Origin of the sequence: Kordia sp. (assembly GCF_965224175.1) — a bacterium.
Lineage (GTDB): Bacteria > Bacteroidota > Bacteroidia > Flavobacteriales > Flavobacteriaceae > Kordia.
In genome coordinates this window covers 2,667,145-2,686,423 of sequence record NZ_OZ245041.1, presented here as the reverse complement: position 1 = coordinate 2,686,423, position 19,279 = coordinate 2,667,145, and the positions used below count along the sequence as shown (strand labels likewise).

The following is a 19,279-nucleotide window of genomic DNA, read 5'->3' as shown; positions in this document are numbered from 1 at the left end:
TGTGTTAAATATCTTAACTACTGTAAATTTAGATATTCTTTTCCAGTTTTATCGAGCCAACCTTTTTGTCCGTTGGGCAATTCAAATTTCGCAAAAAAACCTTGAAAAGCGTCCAGTTTTTTAAAACGTCCTTTACTGTGAATTCCGTAGTAACCGTATTTATTGTTTTCTTTGAAACGAATCATATTTCCATACGTTTTAACTTCTTCTAAAGCTACACGAGTAAAGCGCGGATTTGTATGTTCTAGGTAATGAGTATGATATAAATAATGTGTTCCTTTTTTCGTTTTTAGATGTATAATTTTGTTAAGATTGAATCCGTGACGCAATGGAAATTCACTAAAACGAACTTCCCGTTTTTTGTTGCCTAAAAAATAAAGACTGTCAATCTCAGCAGTAGCTATTGGAATTTTATAGTCTGGAAACATAAATGTCTCTAGATTTTTTATATGAAAATAATCATTCTTTTTAATGATTTTTAAGTGAACCTCGCCATAATACATTTCCATATATGCAATTCCTCCAAAAAGGTGTGTGTTCTTTTCTTTACGAGATGATAAATAGATTGTTTTGAGTTCGTTTTTATCAAGAATTTGAGCACTATACGGAATGTAATTTGAAGCTTCTGTACCCGAAGTTTCTATCAAATGAAATGCACGCACATTCTCTAAAGGAAGTCTTTGAAACGCTTGATTGTAAATGTCATACTTTCCATCTTTTACACCAACAATAAAATTATTTACAAAAATAGAATCGTAGACTTTATCTAATTTTTCTATTCCAAGATAATTATACATACGTTTTCCTTCTGTTCCTTCTTTTATTATGTAGAATTGTTCAAAATTTAAATCGTTCGCTATATGTGCTAAGGTTTCTGTATTGTAATTTCGATAGTTTTTTTGTTGTATTTCTGTTGAAAAACCTTTAAAATTATAAAATCGTTTTGTTTTGGCGAGATAGACATGTATGCCATTTTTTTCGGGAATGATTACACCATAATCTTCACCAAAAAGAGAATAGATTCTTTTGTTTTTTGCGATAGAAATTGGACTGTATGGATAGAGCGTAGCTTCACTAAAAGACCATTTTTCATCATCTTTAAAATAGTAAACTAAGACAAACAATTCTGTGTTGAATTGAAAAAACTCATACTTTTCGCTTTTATCTTCGTTTTCATAAGTGAACTTTATGTTGCGTAAATCTGAAAAATTAAAATCAACAATAGAATCAAGGTTAATTAAGTTTTCTGATTGAAAGGATTCTTTATGAACAGGAGTGATGTCTGTTTTTGAAACGATGTCAACATCTTCAAGATTGAATAGTTTTTCATATTCAAATAAGATGTCATTATGTTTTATAAATAATTGACCTTTGCGATTGTAATGTGTAATATTACTTGCGCGGAATTGAGGGACTTGCTGCCATTTACCATAAACCCATTGGTAATTGAGCGCTACTTTTTTATGGTTTATAGTTCCTATCACTAATACTTTATCTTCACCAGATTGATGAAACTCTAGTTTTATATGATTCGTTTGTTCAATATAATCTTTGAGTGATTCTTTTTTGATGTTAACCTGTATGCGTTTGCTTTTGTATGGGAAATAACCGAACGCATGTTTTGTGCTACCGTGTGTATATTGACTAGAAGTAATTGTTTCAAATTTTGGCATTAAAACAGGATAATATTTAAATACTGGATTTCCATGAAAAAAGATGCCGCCAGACATGGTTTCCGCTTCTAAGTATGGAATTAAAGCAGTTTTTATTTTACGTTGTAAGCGTGCTAAATTTTTAGGAGATAAAAAGTGTGTTCGTATTTGTGTATTTTTTGTTTGATAGCTGTAATCTTCTCCATTTTCATCAATAAGATCACCATTTTTAGCATAGGAAACCCTCAAAAAAGTAGGTTCGTTTTTGAAGTTTTCTAACGGAATATCTTTTATAATTTGAGCTGCCAACACGTCGTAATCTTGTCCAATTGCTAGAGTGGAAAAGATCAAGCAAAAAAGTATGGAAAGAAAGTTCTTCATGAATCGTGTTTTATGATATAAAACTACGAAGTTCAAGATCGTTATAAAATGACCAATACGCAAACACCATAGTTTAATGCGTGAACTGTGGTGTTTGTGTAGGTTGTGTTCTTTGATACGTCTTTGCGAGAATTTTGTGAAAATTCGTGGCAATCTCATCGTTCAAATAACATTACTGTTATATGATAAACAGATTACCACGCTATCGCTCGTAATGACGTTTCAAAGTACTTCTCGATAGTTCTATTGAGTATAGTCGAAATATTATTTTTCTTCATTTTATTTCGAAAAATCATTCGAAGTGACGTTTTGAGTTTGAAACGCCATTGAGAGAATTTTAGTGGAAATTTGTGGTGACGGTTTTGTTGCTTATTTAAACACTAAAGTAAATCCTTACTATCAATGAATATGACATTGTTAGCAACTTTAATTAATATTTAATTCAGTTGAAATATTAATTTCTTTTGACGAATTTTTATCTTTTAGTTTAGCAGTCAATTTGCAAGGATTATTTATTGTTCCTTTGGTAAATGTAAGTTTAGCCGTTACTTGACTTTTTAAATTCTTAGGATTTACTCCAATTTCTTCATAAGCACCTAAAAGATTTGGATTAGAAAGTATTTTATTTCCATTGTTATCGGTTAAATCGAGTGATAAAATTGGAAAAACTTTTTGATTAGTTATTTCTAAACCTTCAATATCATTAAGTATCAAAATGAAAAGGTGTTCGGAACTTACATTACTGTCAAAAACTGGTTGTTTTAGAGTTTCGTTCCACAAATAGATTGTTGAGTATTCAATTCCGTTACTATTTATTTCCAATAGGTCGTTTTTTTTAATAATAAAAGGCAGTTCATAATTAAATGTACCATTTCCTTTTTTATCGGTAATTTCTACCAACACTTTGTATTTTTCATTGTTGTGATTCGGTAAAGCTGTTCTGAAATTTGCTTGTAATTGAAGAGGCGAAAGCTCAGTTCCGTTATTCAAGCTTTTTAACAGATTTGGATTAGAGAAAATAGTGTCTTTCCCATTTTTTACGATATGCATTGAAAGTTGAGGAAATGTTTTTCCGTTTGAATTCGTTAGTCCAGAAACATTATTAAACACAAGATTTACTTTTTCGCCAAAAACAAATTCATTTCTATTGTCAGTTTTTCCGTTAACCTCTATTGTAATCTCATCAACTCCAATTCCATCACCTCTGGAATATGCTCCTGTTGTTAAATCGTTATTTACTGATTGGTTAAATTGGCAGGAACTAAATGTCGCGATTACGATTAATAAAGTGATTGCTCTAATTTTTAGCATTCTGTTTTTTATTATTGTTGCTAACGGTAATATAACAAACGTTGCTGACCTAAAGGGCAGCTATGTTTTGTTATATAGTGTTATGTAGTCGTATTTTCTTCGGTTGATTTTATTATGTATTTCGCTCTTTCGTATAATTCATCAAACGTAATTATTTCCGTATTCATTTGATTTCGCCTGAATAGTTCAAATGAACTGAACTTATCTTCATTTATTCCTTTTTCAGTTTCAAACTCATCTAAACTTCCGATAATTACAAATGATTTAGGTTGGTAAATATATATTTGTTCCCCAGTCAAATTCCCTATCTTATTTTTAATTTCATTTTTAGAAGGGAGTTCCTTAACAAATTTTTGAATTGACTTTTGTACTTGGGCAATTGCTCCCGATAAGTTGTCTGATATTGCCCAGCATTCTTGCCTATAAGGTTTACTAACTTTTCTTAGTAGTTCCTGTTTATGAGTTTTTATTTCTGCGAAACAAAAAGAGCTAACTACTCCCTTAGTTTTCATTAAAGCATCAATTCGTTTTCCTGATGAATTGAAATTAAATCCCGCTACTACTTGCTCAAGCTTTTCATCTTCAAGTGGAGAGTTGAAAATGTAATTTAATCCATAACCAAAAATCCAAGTGTTTTTTTCAAAAAAATTCTGCCAAACAGCCTCTTCCCCTTTATTCTCACCTAATTCTACTCTTTTAGATTCAAAGAAATCGTTATCTGTCAATAATTTTTTGAATATGTTTAATTGAGATTTACGATTACTAAGGTTTGAGATTTCATCTGTAGAAAGTTCGCTATCAATTATTTCCTTAATTAACTCAGGGTTATCTTTGATTAAAGATAGTGCTTGTTCTTTTGACAATACAATATCTTCTAGCCATTTATCATCAAATTTCGTGTTGCTTTCATTTTTGATAGGAATTAATGCAATATTTCTAATGAAATTGTATAGTGTTACTATTTCATTTCCTTGAAAGGTGAAATAAGTATTGTGAGGTGATCCTGTTTCGGATGTATATTTTTGAATTGTTAATGTAAATATTCTTCTTGTATCTTCATAGAATTTAGCCTTAATCTCTTGTCTGCCGTTTGGAGTAATCCTTAGTGAAATTTCTTTACCATCTTTTATGAATTTATGTGTTTCATTTATTTCGATTACCTTAGAAATAATACGAAACGGTCTAACAAATTCTTGTATCTCACCATTCTCATCTTTTTCTAAGAGCTTTTGATTTAAGGACTTACTTAGATATATTTTGTCAGTTCTTTTATTAAGATGATATTCTAATTCTGTTGGCATTTCTTTATTTTTTCATGCTACATAAAGGTTTTGCGTATGATTTCGTTGCGTGTTTCAGCAATTTAATTAGCAAATACAAACCGAATAGAAAATCCGAAAGGATTTTCGTAAGTAGGCGAATACTAGCAATGAATTATACACGGTGTTAGCAATTGTTACTCTTTCATTCGACTTCTTATTTTTTCGATTATTTCTTTGAATTCATTTCTGTTTTGATACCAAATAATGAATAAAAAAACACCAACTAAATAGCCTAATACACAAATGACAGTAAAAATAATAAAAAGAGTCATTTTGGTACTTAAATCAACTGTTAACAGGGTTGTTAAAAAAGATGATGCTATTGATAATAAGAAAATAGAAAAGTTTAAATATGTCGAACTGGGTGAGCCGCGTTCAATTATTGTCAATTCACTTTCGCTTACTTCAAACAATTCTAGAGAATCATATCGACCACGTTTTATTTTTGGTCCAATTTCTCCAGAGCTTTCACGATGTTTTTTTGGAAGTTGTTCTATTGCTTGTCCTTCTTTTAATTCGGACTCTACAGGTTTATTTTTATCCATAGTCTCCAAATTTTATAAGTGTTTTTTTAACCATTCATTACTACATTGGACATTTTTCCAGGCAGATACACCTCCAGATTTAATAACAAAAAGGCTACTCCCTTTAGGCATTAATACTTTGAATTTATCTCTAACTTCTTTCGCTTTTTCTTCTGTGACAATCGCCCAGGTAGATTCAGTTATATGTGCCCAAGTACCATAATCTTTAATGGTTTTATATAAGTTTTCATAATCTTCATCTGAACCTTTTTTTAGGTCATATGATATGATTAATGTGTTTTTCATTTTGTATTTTTTTAGTTGTTGTTCTAATAATTGTTAACGGTAACGTATAAGAATAGTAGCGGGTTTTATGCACTTACTTTTCGGTTTGTTAATGTCGTTTGATTTACATATTTACTTTTCGTTTTAGCGATTAAACCGCTATTATTTTTATACAATGCTATCTACTGGTTTTTATTCATCTATTTTTTGTTCCTCTCCGCAATATGGACAAAATGCAAAATCTTCATCTAAACGATTGCTACAATTCGAACATAAAGTTATTTTCTCAACTACTGATTTAAAAGGAATACTTGTTTTAAAAGTAAAATCGTCTGGAATTTCTTTTATAAAACTCGATTCATTTCCCTTTTCCGTAATTAGGAATAATTCATCTTTTGCCCTTGTAATTGCAACATAGAATAGTCGTCTTTCTTCTTCAAGCAATAAATCGTGATTTGATTTTTTAATTACTTGATATATTCTGTCTTCCATCCAAATGTCTGGAAAACCACCATTTCCCTCTGTTAGACCTATTATGAATACTGCTTTGGCTTCAAGACCTTTTGAAGCGTGAATTGTTTTACCTGAAACCCATACTCGTTCTTGTTTAAATCTTTCAAAGTATGGGCTATACATTTTACTTCTTCGATAAAGAAATAAAATATCTTCTTTTGTATAGCCTTTCTCTTTTAGTTTATTTACTTGGTCAAGAACGTACTCAAGGTTTTCAGCTTGATTTTTGCCTGCATAAACGTGAATTTTACTACTTGACTTTTTATTTGAGTGAACATCTTTATCTACCTTGAATTTATTGTGTTTGATTACTTCATTACTCGCACCAACGATATGTTCGGTACTCCTATAGTTCATACTCAACTTTATTGTTTCAGATTCTTTAAAATGCTCTTTGAAGTTGACTATATAATCAACATTTGAACCTCTGAAACCATAAATACTTTGCCAATCGTCTCCTACGCAGAAAAGTTGATTGTTATCTGTAAGTAGAAGTTTTATTAACTCAACTTGTAAATTATTCACATCTTGGAATTCATCTACAAGAATGTACTCATATTTTCCTCTAAACTTATCTGCTATTTCTCTATGATTTTTGAATAACGAAATAGTTCTTGTAATCATATCATTAAAGTCTAAATATGATTTGTTGGTACAATACAATTGATATTGTTCGATGATTGGAATTGCAAGTTTATAAAAGTCTCTTACTCTTTCGTGTTGGTCTTTTTGTGATTGTTCTAAAACTGTTCTGCTTGGCAAATTTTCGACTTTAACCATATCAATCACTCTCATCGTTTGACGCAGAAAATCCTTAACTTCTTTGTGATATGATTTGAATTCTTCTTCGAATGATAAAGCAGTTGAAAAATGATAATTTGAAGGCAATCTATTTTTCACAATTCGTTCTAATACTAAATTGAATAGTGCAGTATCTTTTGTTTGATGCTCAAATGTTTTAACAAGTAGCTTATTTGCCTTGTTAAATTGCTGTTCTTTTCCTTTCGTCGGATAACTTTTTTGACTTACGTGTTCTAAATATAAATTAGCTTCTGGAATATAAAAGTCTGGTCGAAAATCAAAATCTCTAAAGTTTACGCTTGGTTCATATTCAAATTTAATGCTGTGTCGATAAAGCCAATCGGCTATATACTGTTCAGATTTAGACCGAACTTTTGTGCCATTTAATGTTGTATAATATTTTCTGTCTTTTGGTTGGGAAATACGTTTGTCTTTTTTGATATGAATTTTGTCAATCATATAATCCAAAATATATTTTTTCAGGTTGAGCAGATATTCGTTGGATTCACAATTTTCAATTAGGATTTTATGAATGACTTCAAATACTGTTTCAGTCGCTGAATATTTGGCAAATTCATCATCTTTTGCCTTTGTATCTCCAATTATTTTGAATTTGTTGTCAAACTCGTTTACACCAAAATTTCTGATAATGCTATAACACAAACTGTGAAACGTCCTTAATGTCAGGTTATCAACCCATTTATGTTTCTTTGTGAAAAAGTAGCGTTCTGTATCTTTCTCTTTTGCAGTCCGATTCTTGTCTGCAAGAATTTCAACATATTCCTCTGTGTCGTCTGCTGAAATGATTAATCTATCAAGCATTTCATTAGCAGCATTTTTTGTAAATGTGATTGCTAAAATATTACTTGGATTTATACCTTTTTCTTCAATGAGATAAATTAGTTTTTGAAGTAGTGTTTTAGTTTTTCCTGAACCTGCTCCTGCCAATACAAGAAGTCTTTTACATTCGGAAACTACTGCTTGCCTTTGTTTTTCATTTAGTCCACTTAAATCGGTTTTGGTTGTCTGCATAGTTTATTTTCGTCCAAAATCAGCTGGTATTTCTCCCCAAGCTTGAGTTTCCCATTTTAGAATTTTATTTTCTATTTCATTTTCGGTTAACCATTTAACTGCTCTATCCATTAATTCAAATGATTTGCTGTTTTGGTCACTTTTTTCAAGACTGGTTCTATACGTTTTTCCCTTTACCCAACTCATAGCTGTTTTACTATCTGTATAAATAGGTCTCTTATCATTAATTTTTTTCATATGTGCCAAAGTATGTACTAAACCTAAAAATTCTCCAATGTTATTTGTAGATTCATACAAAGGTCCGTAATGAAAAATTTTGTCTTTTGTTTTAGTATCAACACATTGGTATTCCACAATACCTGGGTTTCCACTACAAGCAGCATCTACTGAAACAGACTCCAAGTTTGGTTCTCCAATTAATTCAAGCTGTTCTTTTGATAGAGAGCTTTCAAAAAAAGTTTTGCCTTTATATTCGGCATAATTTTCAGAGTATGCTTTTTTAGCGAGCTCAAGAGTTGTGAATGATTTGTATTCTGCGCCTTTGAAACCGTGAATTGATTTTTTACATTCTTCCCAAGATTCCAAAATCCCAGTTTTAGAACCTTTCCAAACTACATAATATTTCTTCTTTTTTTTACTCACGATATTTTGGTCAAACTTGTAACTAACGTATATATAACAGGAACAAATTACAACGAAACTTCCTATTATTTTTTATAAATGTAAAATAAAGATTACTTATATGCAATGTGGTTTCCCGTAAAATGTAATGAAAAACTTTATTTTCAGCTTTGTAGAACTTTAAAACCAACTAAAGTTTAGTACTAAAAATAGTCTCTTAAAAAGCTGCTGAGGTTTTGTGTAAAAGTAGCTGAGGAAATGACCAAAACCTACTGTGGTTTTGAGTAAAAGCAACGGAGGTTTTTTTTACATTCAATTTATAATATAAAAAAACACCACAGTTCAGTGTGTGAATTGTGGTGTTTGTATTTCTTAGATACGTCTTTGCGAGAGTTTTGTAAAAATTCGTGGCAATCTCATCGTTCAAATAACATTATTGTTATATGATAAATAGATTACCGCGCTATCACTCGAAGTGACGTTTTGTTATGTAGAGAAAATAGTTTCTAAAAGCGCTAGCGATCTAACAGCGAAGCGATCTAATATCTAATAGCAAAAACTGTCATATGATAAACAGATTACCACGCTATCGCTCGTAATGACGTTTCAAAGTACTTCTCGATACAATTTTCTATCGAAAATCACTCGAAGTGACGTTTTGTTATGTAGAGAAAATAGTTTCTAAAAGCGCCAGCGATCTAATAGCGAAGCGGTCTAATATCTAATAGCAAAGCGATCTAACATCTCAATACTCATATCTCATTAACAGCATCCGCCGCCGTCATAATGATATGTTGAGTCTGAAATGTAGATGTCATCTCTTCCTAAAGCAGCTAAATCTCCTGCGGTTTTATCACAGATAGCAATTGGCTGATTTTTTAATAGAATATGTCCTTTTTCATCATCGAAATAGTCTTCTGTACCAAAATATATGGCAGCTTTTCCTGTAAAAATACAAGGTCCGTCTGCTGGCATTGGATCTTTGATGGCTGCTACTTCGATAGATTCTATGTAAATTAATTCGTCTGTTGGATAATTTTTTGGATCAAGGATACGATATGGTTTACGCGCACGAATTTCAATGGTTCCAAATCCTGCATCTGTCAACATTTTTACGTATTCAGCAATTGGTAAGCTTCCGCTTAGGCATAATGCACGTAAACGTTCGTCGTTACGAAGTGTTTCGTTCATTGGTTGCTCACATGTCGGATCGCTCATTACTAATTTTCCATGTGGTTTTAGTACACGATACATTTCAGCAATTGCCTTTTTTAAGTCTTCCGTTTTAAAGATGTTGAATAAGCAGTTTTGTGCTGCTACATCAATGCTATTGTCTTCTACAGGTAAGTTTAAAGCATCACCTTTGCGTAAGTCTACAAATTCACTTTTAAACCAGTCATTTTGTTCTTCAGCTTCTTCGAAGTTTTTGCGAGATGCTTCTAACATTTCGTCTACAACGTCCAAACCAATGACGCCGCCTTTTTGACGATTAAAGTAAGCAAATTGTAATAATTCCATTCCGCCACCAACACCAACGTATAACATTGTTGGGTTGTTTGTTAAGTCACGCGCATGTACAGTACTTCCGCAGCCATAGTTCATTTCCTGCATGATTTTAGGAATTTTTAAACCTGGCAATTCCCAAATTGGATTTGTGGTGCAACAGAGTCCAACATCAGGTGTTAGTGCTGCTTCTTTGTATACGTCGTGTGTAGTTTCTAAATAACTCATGAATCGTTTCTGTTTATTTTTTCTTCAATAAAGTGTCTAGTCGATAGTGATCCCATTCTTTTGGTAATAGGAGCAAAGCCAACAATAATATAGCTCTGTACATTACGTGTGATAAATCCCAAATTGGTTCCACTAAACCATGGCCGAAAGTTACGATTATTAACACAGATGCCAAAGCATACAATGTGTAGTCGCGTTTTAGTCCAATTATTAACAATATGCCTCCTAAAAATTCTATGTACGAGGTATAATAGGCTGTTGCTTGCAATAGAAAGTCAGGTAAAATGCCATCATAGGTTTTTGCAAAAAAATTGTTGTATACATTGTTTACACCAAATTTGAAGATTTTGCCAAATCCTTGAAAGAAGATGATAAAACCTAGTAATAATCGGATGGTGAGTAATGCGATTTTTTTGTTGGTGCTCATGATGTAGTTGCTGGTTGTTCGTTTTGTTTTTTGTTAATTCGTTAATTTGAATTGAAAACCCTTTTCCATTTATAATTTTGAGTTTTATATTTTACATTTGATTTCTTAGTTTTTTCACCACGAATTCACGAATTTTTTTGATACTTTTTCGCTTATGTCTGCTTACGTATTTTCTCTGAGATTCTCAATTTCTCGGGAACGTTGGCGTGAGTGACAGAGCTTTTGTTGGAGCTCCTTGTGAGATGCTGAATCAAGTTCAGCATGACGATCAAGAGCGACTAGCGAAGGCACGACGAAAATGCTTCATCCTAAAAATGAAGCATTTTGGGCACGCACATATTTATAGTGTTTTGATCAACTCACTAAAGAGTGTAATCATTTTTGGTTCTGCTTTTCCTGCAACGGCGATGATGTCTGCAATGTCTACAGGAGCTAAGTTATCGGGATCGCATTCGTCTGTTAATACTGAAACCGCCAAACATGGCAAATTCAAATGATTGGCTACAATGACTTCAGGCACTGTACTCATTCCAACCGCATCGGCACCAATGATTTTGAGCATTCGGTACTCGGCACGCGTTTCTAATTGTGGACCAACAACACTTGCATAGACACCTTTTTGGATGTCAATATTGTGATCTGCCGCAATTTTTTCAACAGTTGCAATCATGTTTGCATCGTATGGTGCGCTCATATCAGCAAAGCGTTCTCCAAATTGACTAACACCTTTGAAAGCCAGTGGCGAACCACCTTGTAAGTTGATATGATCGTCAATAATCATGATATCACCTTTTTTATACTCTAGATTGATGGCTCCAGCAGCGTTTGACACTAATAGTTTTTGAATTCCTAATTTGTGCATGATGCGAATTGGATAGGTGATGTCTACAAAATCATAACCTTCGTATAGGTGAAAACGTCCTTGCATGACCACAACTTTTTTTCCTGCTAAGGTTCCAAAGATGAGTTTTCCTGTGTGGAATTCTACAGTTGCTAATGGAAAGTAGGGAATGTTGTTATAGTGCGCTTCTGCAATGATTTCTACATCATCGATAAGTTTTCCTAAACCTGTACCAAGTACGATTCCGATTTCTGGATTGTCAAATCCTTTGCTTATTAAATATTCGGTTGTTTCTGTAATGTGTTTTAACATAAATATATATTCGTGTTTAACGCTTAATCAATTTTTTTACTAGTTTTTGATTGTCGCTTTTTAATTCGACTAAATATACACCAGAATTTAAGTTTGCTAAAGAAAATGACTGCTTTTTTACTCTTGATGCTTCTGCAGAAATAACGTTGTTTCCTAAGATGTCGTATATGTTTATTGAAAGTTCATTTTGTGAATCATTGGTGATTTCAAAGTAATCATTTGTAGGATTTGGATAAATAGCAACCGCTTCTTTTAAACTGTTTTCACCAACACTAAGTAAGCTACAAGTTGCGGCTGTAAATGGTGTGATTTTTCCGAAGTCCCAAAATTGATTGAATTGTAAACAGTAAAATAAAACTCTGTCATATTCAGATACATTGTCTCCTGTTGGTATTGAAATGGTGAAGCTTTTTGCTCCATTTTGATTTACAGATCCAATAGCGCCAACTAAACCAAATTGAATTGCATCTAAATCTGCAACTAATGAACTTGCTAAGGCTGCATCTGATAATCCGTTAGATTTTACAAAATAGGCTCTAATGTCAGGTCCTGCGGCAGTCATGAAGTTGCTCGCTAAATCTAGTGTAACTGTATTGTTTGTGTTGAGAGTGACAGAAACATCTCCTTGAATGTTGTACATAGGAATTACAGTGTTGTTTCCAAATGCAGTTAAAGATTCTGTACATTGAGCATTGATGAATTGTGCGCCAAATAGAGCACATACAAGTAATAGTAGTTTTGTTTTCATAGTAAGCTTTTTTTAACGTATATTCTTAGGATGAATGTACGTTACGAGTTATAGTAAATAGTCTTCAAAAGCCTCGTATGGTTCTAAATCTTCTGCGTGGTCAATATCGTTAAGTTTTTCTAGTAGCTGAATACTTTGGTTGTCCAAATCTTTCAGTGTGTCTGCTAAGACTGTTTCTGTTCCCCAATTTTTAGGTAGAAAAGCTTTTTTGTGTAGCGTTTTCATTCCTAATAGATAGTAACCGCCATCTTGCGCTGGACCAATTACAATATCATTTGTATCTAAAGCTGCAATAGCTTCTTCGATATGTTTGGGTTGTAGATCGTATAAGTCGCTTCCTATGATAATTACTTTTTCGTAGTTATTTTGAAAAGCATCTTCAAACGCATATTGCATTCGTTCTCCTAGATCATTTCCGAATTGTGCCTTCTTTTGATATGAATCATCGGGCCATATATCGTTCTGTCGAACAGAAACCGAATACCATACACATTTATCGGTATTTATTTTTTGAAGTACATTTTCAGTATGTTCCAAAAGCTTGATGTAAACTTCAAGAGCAGCTTTTTTACCAATACCTTTTGCTAAACGTGTTTTCACTTTTCCTAATTCAGGATTTCGTGTAAACGTCATGAGAAGCGTTGAACTATTGCGCATGTTTATTGCTTTTCTTTTTTAGATTTTTTCTTTTCGTAGATTTTGACACCTTTTTTGAGCCAAACACTCCAGTCTTCATTGAAAGTGTGCACGTTTTCAGTAGTTTTTCCTTTGTTATCTACAACGAGTTGATCTTGGTTTTTCCATTCAAAGATTCCGCCATAGAGATTATATACATTTTTGTAGCCTACTTTTTTGAGTTTTTCGGCAACATCTTCAGAGCGAATTCCTAAAGAACAATACACGACAATAGGTTCGTTTTTATCTTTTGGAAGGAGTTTTTTTATTTTTTTGAGTTTGAATTTATCATAACCTACACAGATTGCGTTTTGAATATGACTTGTTTCAAATTCTATGGTTTCACGACTGTCTAATAATACTACATTTTTCTTTTGAGCCAATTCAGAAACTGTGATGTAAGGAATCGATTCTTTGTTTTCTTTTTGTAAGAGACTGTCTAGTGCAGTTTGTCCATTCGCGAAAGTGATGCTTAAAAAAGTTAGTATGTATATTGTATATTTCATCTTTAGTTTTTATTTCACGTTCCTTGAAATTATCACTTTTCTCGTTTCTTTTAAGCTTTTGGTTATATGTTCATTTTTGTCTTGACACAAAAACGAACCAAAAAAGTCAAGACGATCTATAGGAAATTGCTGCGCATCATTCGTTCATGCGCTTCATGCTTGATGCTATGCATCGCAATTTCACTTTTCACTCATTATTTCTGAAGATCGTCGTTTGCAATCATTTACACATTGCGGAAAAACAGGCTATCATAGTAAATTTTGTATACTTTAAGCAACTGTTCCTTGGCAACTACTTCCTGCGCCAGCTGTACAACCGTAACAGTGTTGTGAGATGATAATGTTTCTATTGTTTAATAATTCTTCGTTGTATTCTGAAATGTGTTTTACTTTGCTTGCTACTTTTAAATCGAGCATTTGGTTGAAATCGCAATCGTATAACCAACCATCCCAACTTACTGAGATTGTATTGGTACACATTACATTAGCAACTGCGCCGGGATTGAAAGCTTCTACTAATGAGTACATGTAATCTTCGTAATTTTCAGAAGCAATGAGGTAATCTAAGAAACGACTTATTGGCAAGTTGGTGATGGCAAATAAGTTGTGAAATTGAATGTTGAAATCGTCTAATAATGCTTTTTTGAAATCTTTTTCCATTGCCATTTGATCGCCTGGTAAGAACGCTCCTGATGGGTTGTATACTAAGTCTAATCGTAAATCGCTATCTGGCATTCCGTATCCAACGGCATTGAGTTCTTGCAATGCTTTGATTGATTTGTCAAAAACTCCATCGCCACGTTGTTTGTCTGTTTTTCCGCGTGTCCAGTGTGGCATAGACGAAACTACATGTACATTGTGTTTTTTGAAGAATTCTGGCAAGTCATAATATTTTTTGTTAGCACGAATAATGGTTAAGTTAGATCGCACAATAAAATCTTTGACACCAACTTTAGATGCTTCTTCTACAAACCAACGGAAATGCGGATTCATTTCTGGTGCGCCGCCTGTAAGATCGAGTGTATGTGCGCCCGTTTTTTCAATGACATCAAGACATTGCTGCATCGTTTCACGCGTCATGATTTCCTTTCTGTCTGGACCTGCATCTACATGACAATGTGAACATACCTGATTGCACATATAACCTACGTTGATTTGTAATATTTCAATCTTTTTAGGTTTTAGGGGAAATTGATTTGTTTCTTTTATTTTGTTTGCAAACGTTGGCAATTCACCACTTTGAAAAATTCCGTTAGACAGAATATCCAATTGTCGTTGTGTGCTTGCTAATTCACTTTCTCTTTTTTTTAGGGACTTTGTCGCCATGTATTGAATCGTTAAAAAAACTTAGGGTTTCAATTTATGAGATACTGACTTTCGTCAGCATGAGTGACTTGTAAAGTTTTGCAAAGCAAAACTAACAATCTACTTACATCTCTAATTTATTTACTTTATTCATCATTTGTACACCATGTACTAAGGTAGCTCCACTTTTGATGGCTGCGCCAACATGAATAGCTTCCATCATTTCTTCTTTCGTAATTCCACGTTGTAAACCATCTTTAGAATAAGCATCAATACAGTACGGACATTGTTCAGTATGTGCTACCGCTAGTGCAATTAAGGATTTTTCACGTGGTGTTAGTGCGCCTTCTTCAAAGACTTTACCGTAATATTCAAAGAATTTGTTTCCAAGTTCTTCACTCCATTCAGTGATTGATCCGAATTTTTTTAAGTCTCTTGGGTTGTAATATGATTTGTCCATGTGTTTGTTCGTGTTTGTGATTTTGAGATTTGCTAAAATACGTAAAATCAAACAGTCTACATTGAGACGAGATTTTTTTCGAAACTTTACAGTTAGAGGAAAGAAAAATAAAAGGTGTTAAATTTTACAGAGAGTTAAGTTGTAAAATATAAAATCCCAAGTCTGCACCTGGGATTTTAAGAAGTTCGATGATTTTAGGTGTTTGATTATTTATGAATGACTACAACCTCTATTCACAAAACACACAATTTTCTTTTCGAACTTTCTAAAAATAAAAGTACATGGTTCTGAGTAGCTTTACATTAGGGAATACCTTAAAAATAAAAGGGAAAATAACCCTTGTTATGAAGTTTTTGTTGTAAGAATTATAAAAATCTCAATAACAGTAATGAATATATTATTGAGATTTTATTGTAGGTTGTTATTTGTTTATGGTACCAATGCAGAAGGAATCATTGTGTCTGCCAAACGTAAGTAAAACATGCCTGTTCCAGACATTCCTAGCATGAGTCCTACGTTTTCATCTTGCCCAATAGTCAATCCGCTAGGATCATTCACACCACTTGGAAATACAGCACCTGTAGCATCATATTGTGCAATTCCGAAGTCACCTGCATTTTTTGCAATTTGTGCATATTCAGGAATGTTCAATAATTGACTTGCATATAATAATATATCTGCGTTTCCAGCCAATCCATGACAGAGTGAAAAGTTAGCTTTTGAGTTTATACTTGTTTCTTGAATGACGCTTCTTTTGGTAGTTTCTAAAGCAATTTTAGCTTCTTGTAAGAAGTATTCGTGCTGGGTCATTTCATAGGCTTTTAAATGTGCAATGGCAATTCCTGGCGCGCCATGACACCACATCACTCCGTAACTTGGTGATTTTTTGCCATCATACTCGCGTAAGTCTGGCCAGTTTTGTGTTTGTTGATTGTACCATTGTTTTTCATAGTTATATCCGCCCATAGCGGCATGCCAATATTGTTCTTCTTTTGTAGTGGCGTATAGTTCCATTAACGCAGAAGAAATTCCAGAAGCGCCATGCGAATATCCTGTAAGCGCATTCGATTGATCGACAGTCATCCACGCATGGGTTTCTTTGTTTTTTATAGCTTTTTTTAGAAGGAATTGACCACATTTTTTAGCAATTTCTAGGAAATCATCATCTTGCTCTGCATAGTATAGTTTTAATAGCACTGAGATAGATCCTGCTGCTCCAGATATAATATCTACTTCATAATCGGCAATGTCTTCATCTTTTATAGCTTTTAAATAGCTGATAGCTCGCGTAACAAGTTCATCGTTTCCTGATTTTTTGCCAATTTTCCACAAGGTATATCCAACTCCAATTTTCCCAGAGTAATAGCCGTAGTTATTTACTTTATTTTCGTCAAGATTAGCATATATGGTTTTTAAAGCACCATTTAACGTATGTAATATGATAGGATCTTGGGTTTTTTCGAATAATTCTGCCAAGAATAAAGCAATTCCAGTAAGTCCGCTGTAAAGATCAATGCTACAAGCTTTTACAACTGTTTCAAATTTTCCGCCTACAGGAGCAACTTCATGACTTGTCCAATTGCACATATCTTTATACCATAATGCTTCTTTTGCTAAATATTTACCAATATTGTGTGCGGTTTTCACATACATTTGTACATCTTTTTTTGGTGTGATTTCTATATTATTCATAAGTTGGGAACGTTGGCGTTAATGCTGTATGTTTGTTAAGATACAAACGATCTAAACTCATGCCTTTTCTCGATAAAAAGTTGATGATCGTATTGAATGTTTGCTTTTTGTCTTTTTCTTGTTGAAAAGCATCTACTAAAGCTTCAGCAATGGTTGATGATCTGCTCATTCCAAAACTTTGCCCTTTCCCAGGATCTTCCGCATAACTAACACCTTTAAAAAGTTGTTTGGTAAACATCGGAATTTCATCTACAAGATACGTTTCTAATTTTGGAATTATTGTATTTAAAATAACTGAAACAAGCTGAACATGTTTTTTACTTAGGTATAAAACAGCAGAGTCTGAACGCACATAAAGTTCAGGATGATTTAAACATTTGAATTGAAACGGAATTTTATAATCGTTTAAAACTGTTGTAAGTAAATGGATAAGTTTTGGTGTGCCTTCGGGTGAAACATTCCAATAAATTCTACCAATTTCTACTTCTTGTGGAAACATTTCATTACTGAACACATGATAAAAAACTGGTTGAATATTTTTGTTTTCTTTTTGACGAGTGATATTTACTTTGGTATTAACAATGGCTTGTTTTTGTTGAGGATTTGCAAATTGATAACTGTTTGGTTGTAACCAACGTAATTCACCATTTTTTTGAATGTACACATTTCCAGTTTTAGTGTCAATATTGTAAATATTCCAATGATAATCAAACCCGTTTGTAGAGGCATTTGCTTGTGAAAGTGCATTCATGAATTCTTCACGCGCTGCTTTTGGTGGAATTTTAGAAGTATGATGATCATTTTGGATACCACAATAAAATTTAGAATAAATCGTATTGATCAAAGCATTGATTAAGTTTTTGCGTTGTTGTTGAATATCTACCGTAGAATTACTTCCAAACGATTTAAATTCTTCTGCAAAAGTTTGATATGGCATTTGATTTTGAACATATTCTTCTTCTCCATGTACTTTATAAGTACTTAAAGAAGTAATTTCGATTGCATCGGTAATTTGTTGTACTTGCTTTTTGTATGTGTTGTCTTTCATAGTCTTAGTCTATTAAATTCCATTGTTTTGCAATTCCTTCTACATCTCCTAAAATATGGTTGCAGAATTGTAAGATACGTGCGGAGTTAGCGTGCATTTGTTTTTGTGCTACGTTATTTTCAAAAGCAGTTTGTATCATTCGTGCAGACATGTATGAAAGTGTTTTAAGGATATTTTCCTTAGCTTCAGTTTTTGTAAATTTTTGTGTAGAAGCATAAGTTTTCCAAAGTAATTTTACAACAGGAATAATAGCTTCAATCGTTAAAAATTCCGAGCCTTGCATTTGTTGATGTTGCTGAATATTTTGATTATTAAAACTTAAAACCCATGCGCTAAAGTACGATTGAAAAATACCAGCTACATCCCATAAAGGATCTCCTAAATCGGCAATTTCCCAGTCGATTAATTTGATATCTTTATTATTTGGCATTACAATAAAATTCATCCATTTGATGTCTCCATGAATCAAGCTTGTAGTTTCCCATTGTGAGGCTACTTTTTCCATTCTTTTTACTAAATCTTGATGCTTGTAGATTTCAGCAATCACTGTATTTGTAATTCCTTGTGGACTTGTATTCATTAGTTGTCCAGTATTTAATATCCATGGAATTTGTTTGCTAAAAAACTGTAGAGAACTGTTATTTTTTATTTCATCTGTAATATCAAAATGATAGGAAGCTAAAATATGCGCCATTTTTACTGCATGTTCTTCAGATAATTTTTTGTCTTTGTATACAGTTTCGTGTACATTTTTAGTGTTTGCAAAATATTCCGTTACTAAAATATTATGATATGGATCATAGCCATAATAATCAGGAATATGTGTGGAAGTCTCTTTGAATAAATCTGATTGATGAATAAGATAGTGACTCGTAGCATCTTTTTGCATTAAATAACTATTGGTAGCGTCTTGTGTGATAAGTTGCTTAACAAATAATCCTTTGTCTTGTTGTTGCTGAACTTTAAAGATTGAATTTCTACTTTGTGTTTGGGTAAGCATATAATCCCCAGACATAAACGAAGTAGGTTCTAAGAAGCCTTTGTCTAGTAAATAATGAGCGATGTTTTTCTTTGTTAAGCGCATAAAAAAGT

Annotated in this window: 18 protein-coding genes; all 18 read right to left on the bottom strand. The window is 32.8% G+C overall.

Annotated elements, in window-relative coordinates:
• Positions 1 to 17: 17 nt before the first annotated feature.
• A complete protein-coding gene (locus ACOQOS_RS11570) occupies positions 18 to 2,033 on the bottom strand; it encodes a hypothetical protein (RefSeq protein ID WP_420575104.1) in 2,016 nt (671 codons plus the stop codon).
• Positions 2,034 to 2,459: 426 nt separating this feature from the next.
• The gene (locus ACOQOS_RS11565) at positions 2,460 to 3,344 is read right to left on the bottom strand and encodes a hypothetical protein (protein ID WP_420575103.1); all 885 of its coding nucleotides are present in this window, start codon (positions 3,342 to 3,344) and stop codon (positions 2,460 to 2,462) included.
• A gap of 80 nt (positions 3,345 to 3,424) precedes the next feature.
• A complete protein-coding gene (locus tag ACOQOS_RS11560) occupies positions 3,425 to 4,645 on the bottom strand; it encodes a Shedu immune nuclease family protein (protein WP_420575102.1) in 1,221 nt (406 codons plus the stop codon).
• 155 nt (positions 4,646 to 4,800) lie between these two features.
• On the bottom strand, positions 4,801 to 5,211 hold the full coding sequence (locus ACOQOS_RS11555) for a hypothetical protein (protein ID WP_420575101.1): 411 nt from the start codon (positions 5,209 to 5,211) through the stop codon (positions 4,801 to 4,803).
• Between the two features lie 12 nt (positions 5,212 to 5,223).
• Positions 5,224 to 5,496 (bottom strand): hypothetical protein, encoded by a 273-nt coding sequence (locus ACOQOS_RS11550; protein WP_420575100.1) that lies wholly within the window; start codon positions 5,494 to 5,496, stop codon positions 5,224 to 5,226.
• Between the two features lie 171 nt (positions 5,497 to 5,667).
• Positions 5,668 to 7,821: a UvrD-helicase domain-containing protein gene (locus ACOQOS_RS11545; protein ID WP_420575099.1), complete on the bottom strand. Its 2,154-nt coding sequence runs from the start codon at positions 7,819 to 7,821 to the stop codon at positions 5,668 to 5,670.
• A 3-nt stretch (positions 7,822 to 7,824) separates the two neighbouring features.
• On the bottom strand, positions 7,825 to 8,463 hold the full coding sequence (locus tag ACOQOS_RS11540; protein WP_420575098.1) for a viroplasmin family protein: 639 nt from the start codon (positions 8,461 to 8,463) through the stop codon (positions 7,825 to 7,827).
• A gap of 741 nt (positions 8,464 to 9,204) precedes the next feature.
• Positions 9,205 to 10,173 carry an arsenosugar biosynthesis arsenite methyltransferase ArsM gene (arsM, locus tag ACOQOS_RS11535; RefSeq protein ID WP_420575097.1) on the bottom strand — a complete coding sequence of 323 codons (969 nt, stop codon included), beginning with the start codon at positions 10,171 to 10,173 and terminating at the stop codon, positions 9,205 to 9,207.
• 13 nt (positions 10,174 to 10,186) lie between these two features.
• Positions 10,187 to 10,600, bottom strand: a complete 414-nt coding sequence (locus ACOQOS_RS11530) for a DoxX family membrane protein (protein ID WP_420575096.1) — start codon at positions 10,598 to 10,600, stop codon at positions 10,187 to 10,189.
• Between the two features lie 340 nt (positions 10,601 to 10,940).
• Entirely contained in the window at positions 10,941 to 11,753 is an 813-nt protein-coding gene (locus ACOQOS_RS11525; RefSeq protein ID WP_420575095.1) for a purine-nucleoside phosphorylase, read from the bottom strand.
• 16 nt (positions 11,754 to 11,769) lie between these two features.
• Complete coding sequence (locus tag ACOQOS_RS11520; RefSeq protein WP_420575094.1) at positions 11,770 to 12,501, bottom strand: DM13 domain-containing protein; 732 nt, start codon at positions 12,499 to 12,501, stop codon at positions 11,770 to 11,772.
• 48 nt (positions 12,502 to 12,549) lie between these two features.
• Positions 12,550 to 13,158 (bottom strand): TIGR04282 family arsenosugar biosynthesis glycosyltransferase, encoded by a 609-nt coding sequence (locus tag ACOQOS_RS11515; RefSeq protein WP_420575093.1) that lies wholly within the window; start codon positions 13,156 to 13,158, stop codon positions 12,550 to 12,552.
• Positions 13,159 to 13,160: 2 nt separating this feature from the next.
• A complete protein-coding gene (locus tag ACOQOS_RS11510; protein ID WP_420575092.1) occupies positions 13,161 to 13,682 on the bottom strand; it encodes a rhodanese-like domain-containing protein in 522 nt (173 codons plus the stop codon).
• Between the two features lie 270 nt (positions 13,683 to 13,952).
• Positions 13,953 to 15,008 carry an arsenosugar biosynthesis radical SAM (seleno)protein ArsS gene (arsS, locus tag ACOQOS_RS11505; RefSeq protein ID WP_420575091.1) on the bottom strand — a complete coding sequence of 352 codons (1,056 nt, stop codon included), beginning with the start codon at positions 15,006 to 15,008 and terminating at the stop codon, positions 13,953 to 13,955.
• A 103-nt stretch (positions 15,009 to 15,111) separates the two neighbouring features.
• Positions 15,112 to 15,447 (bottom strand): arsenosugar biosynthesis-associated peroxidase-like protein, encoded by a 336-nt coding sequence (locus ACOQOS_RS11500; RefSeq protein WP_420575090.1) that lies wholly within the window; start codon positions 15,445 to 15,447, stop codon positions 15,112 to 15,114.
• A 429-nt stretch (positions 15,448 to 15,876) separates the two neighbouring features.
• Positions 15,877 to 17,139: a lanthionine synthetase LanC family protein gene (locus tag ACOQOS_RS11495; protein WP_420575089.1), complete on the bottom strand. Its 1,263-nt coding sequence runs from the start codon at positions 17,137 to 17,139 to the stop codon at positions 15,877 to 15,879.
• Complete coding sequence (locus ACOQOS_RS11490) at positions 17,132 to 18,187, bottom strand: T3SS effector HopA1 family protein (protein ID WP_420575088.1); 1,056 nt, start codon at positions 18,185 to 18,187, stop codon at positions 17,132 to 17,134. The genes ACOQOS_RS11495 and ACOQOS_RS11490 overlap by 8 nt, the downstream gene beginning before the upstream one ends.
• Before the next feature lie 4 nt (positions 18,188 to 18,191).
• Positions 18,192 to 19,271 carry a phosphotransferase family protein gene (locus ACOQOS_RS11485; protein WP_420575087.1) on the bottom strand — a complete coding sequence of 360 codons (1,080 nt, stop codon included), beginning with the start codon at positions 19,269 to 19,271 and terminating at the stop codon, positions 18,192 to 18,194.
• Positions 19,272 to 19,279: the final 8 nt, after the last annotated feature.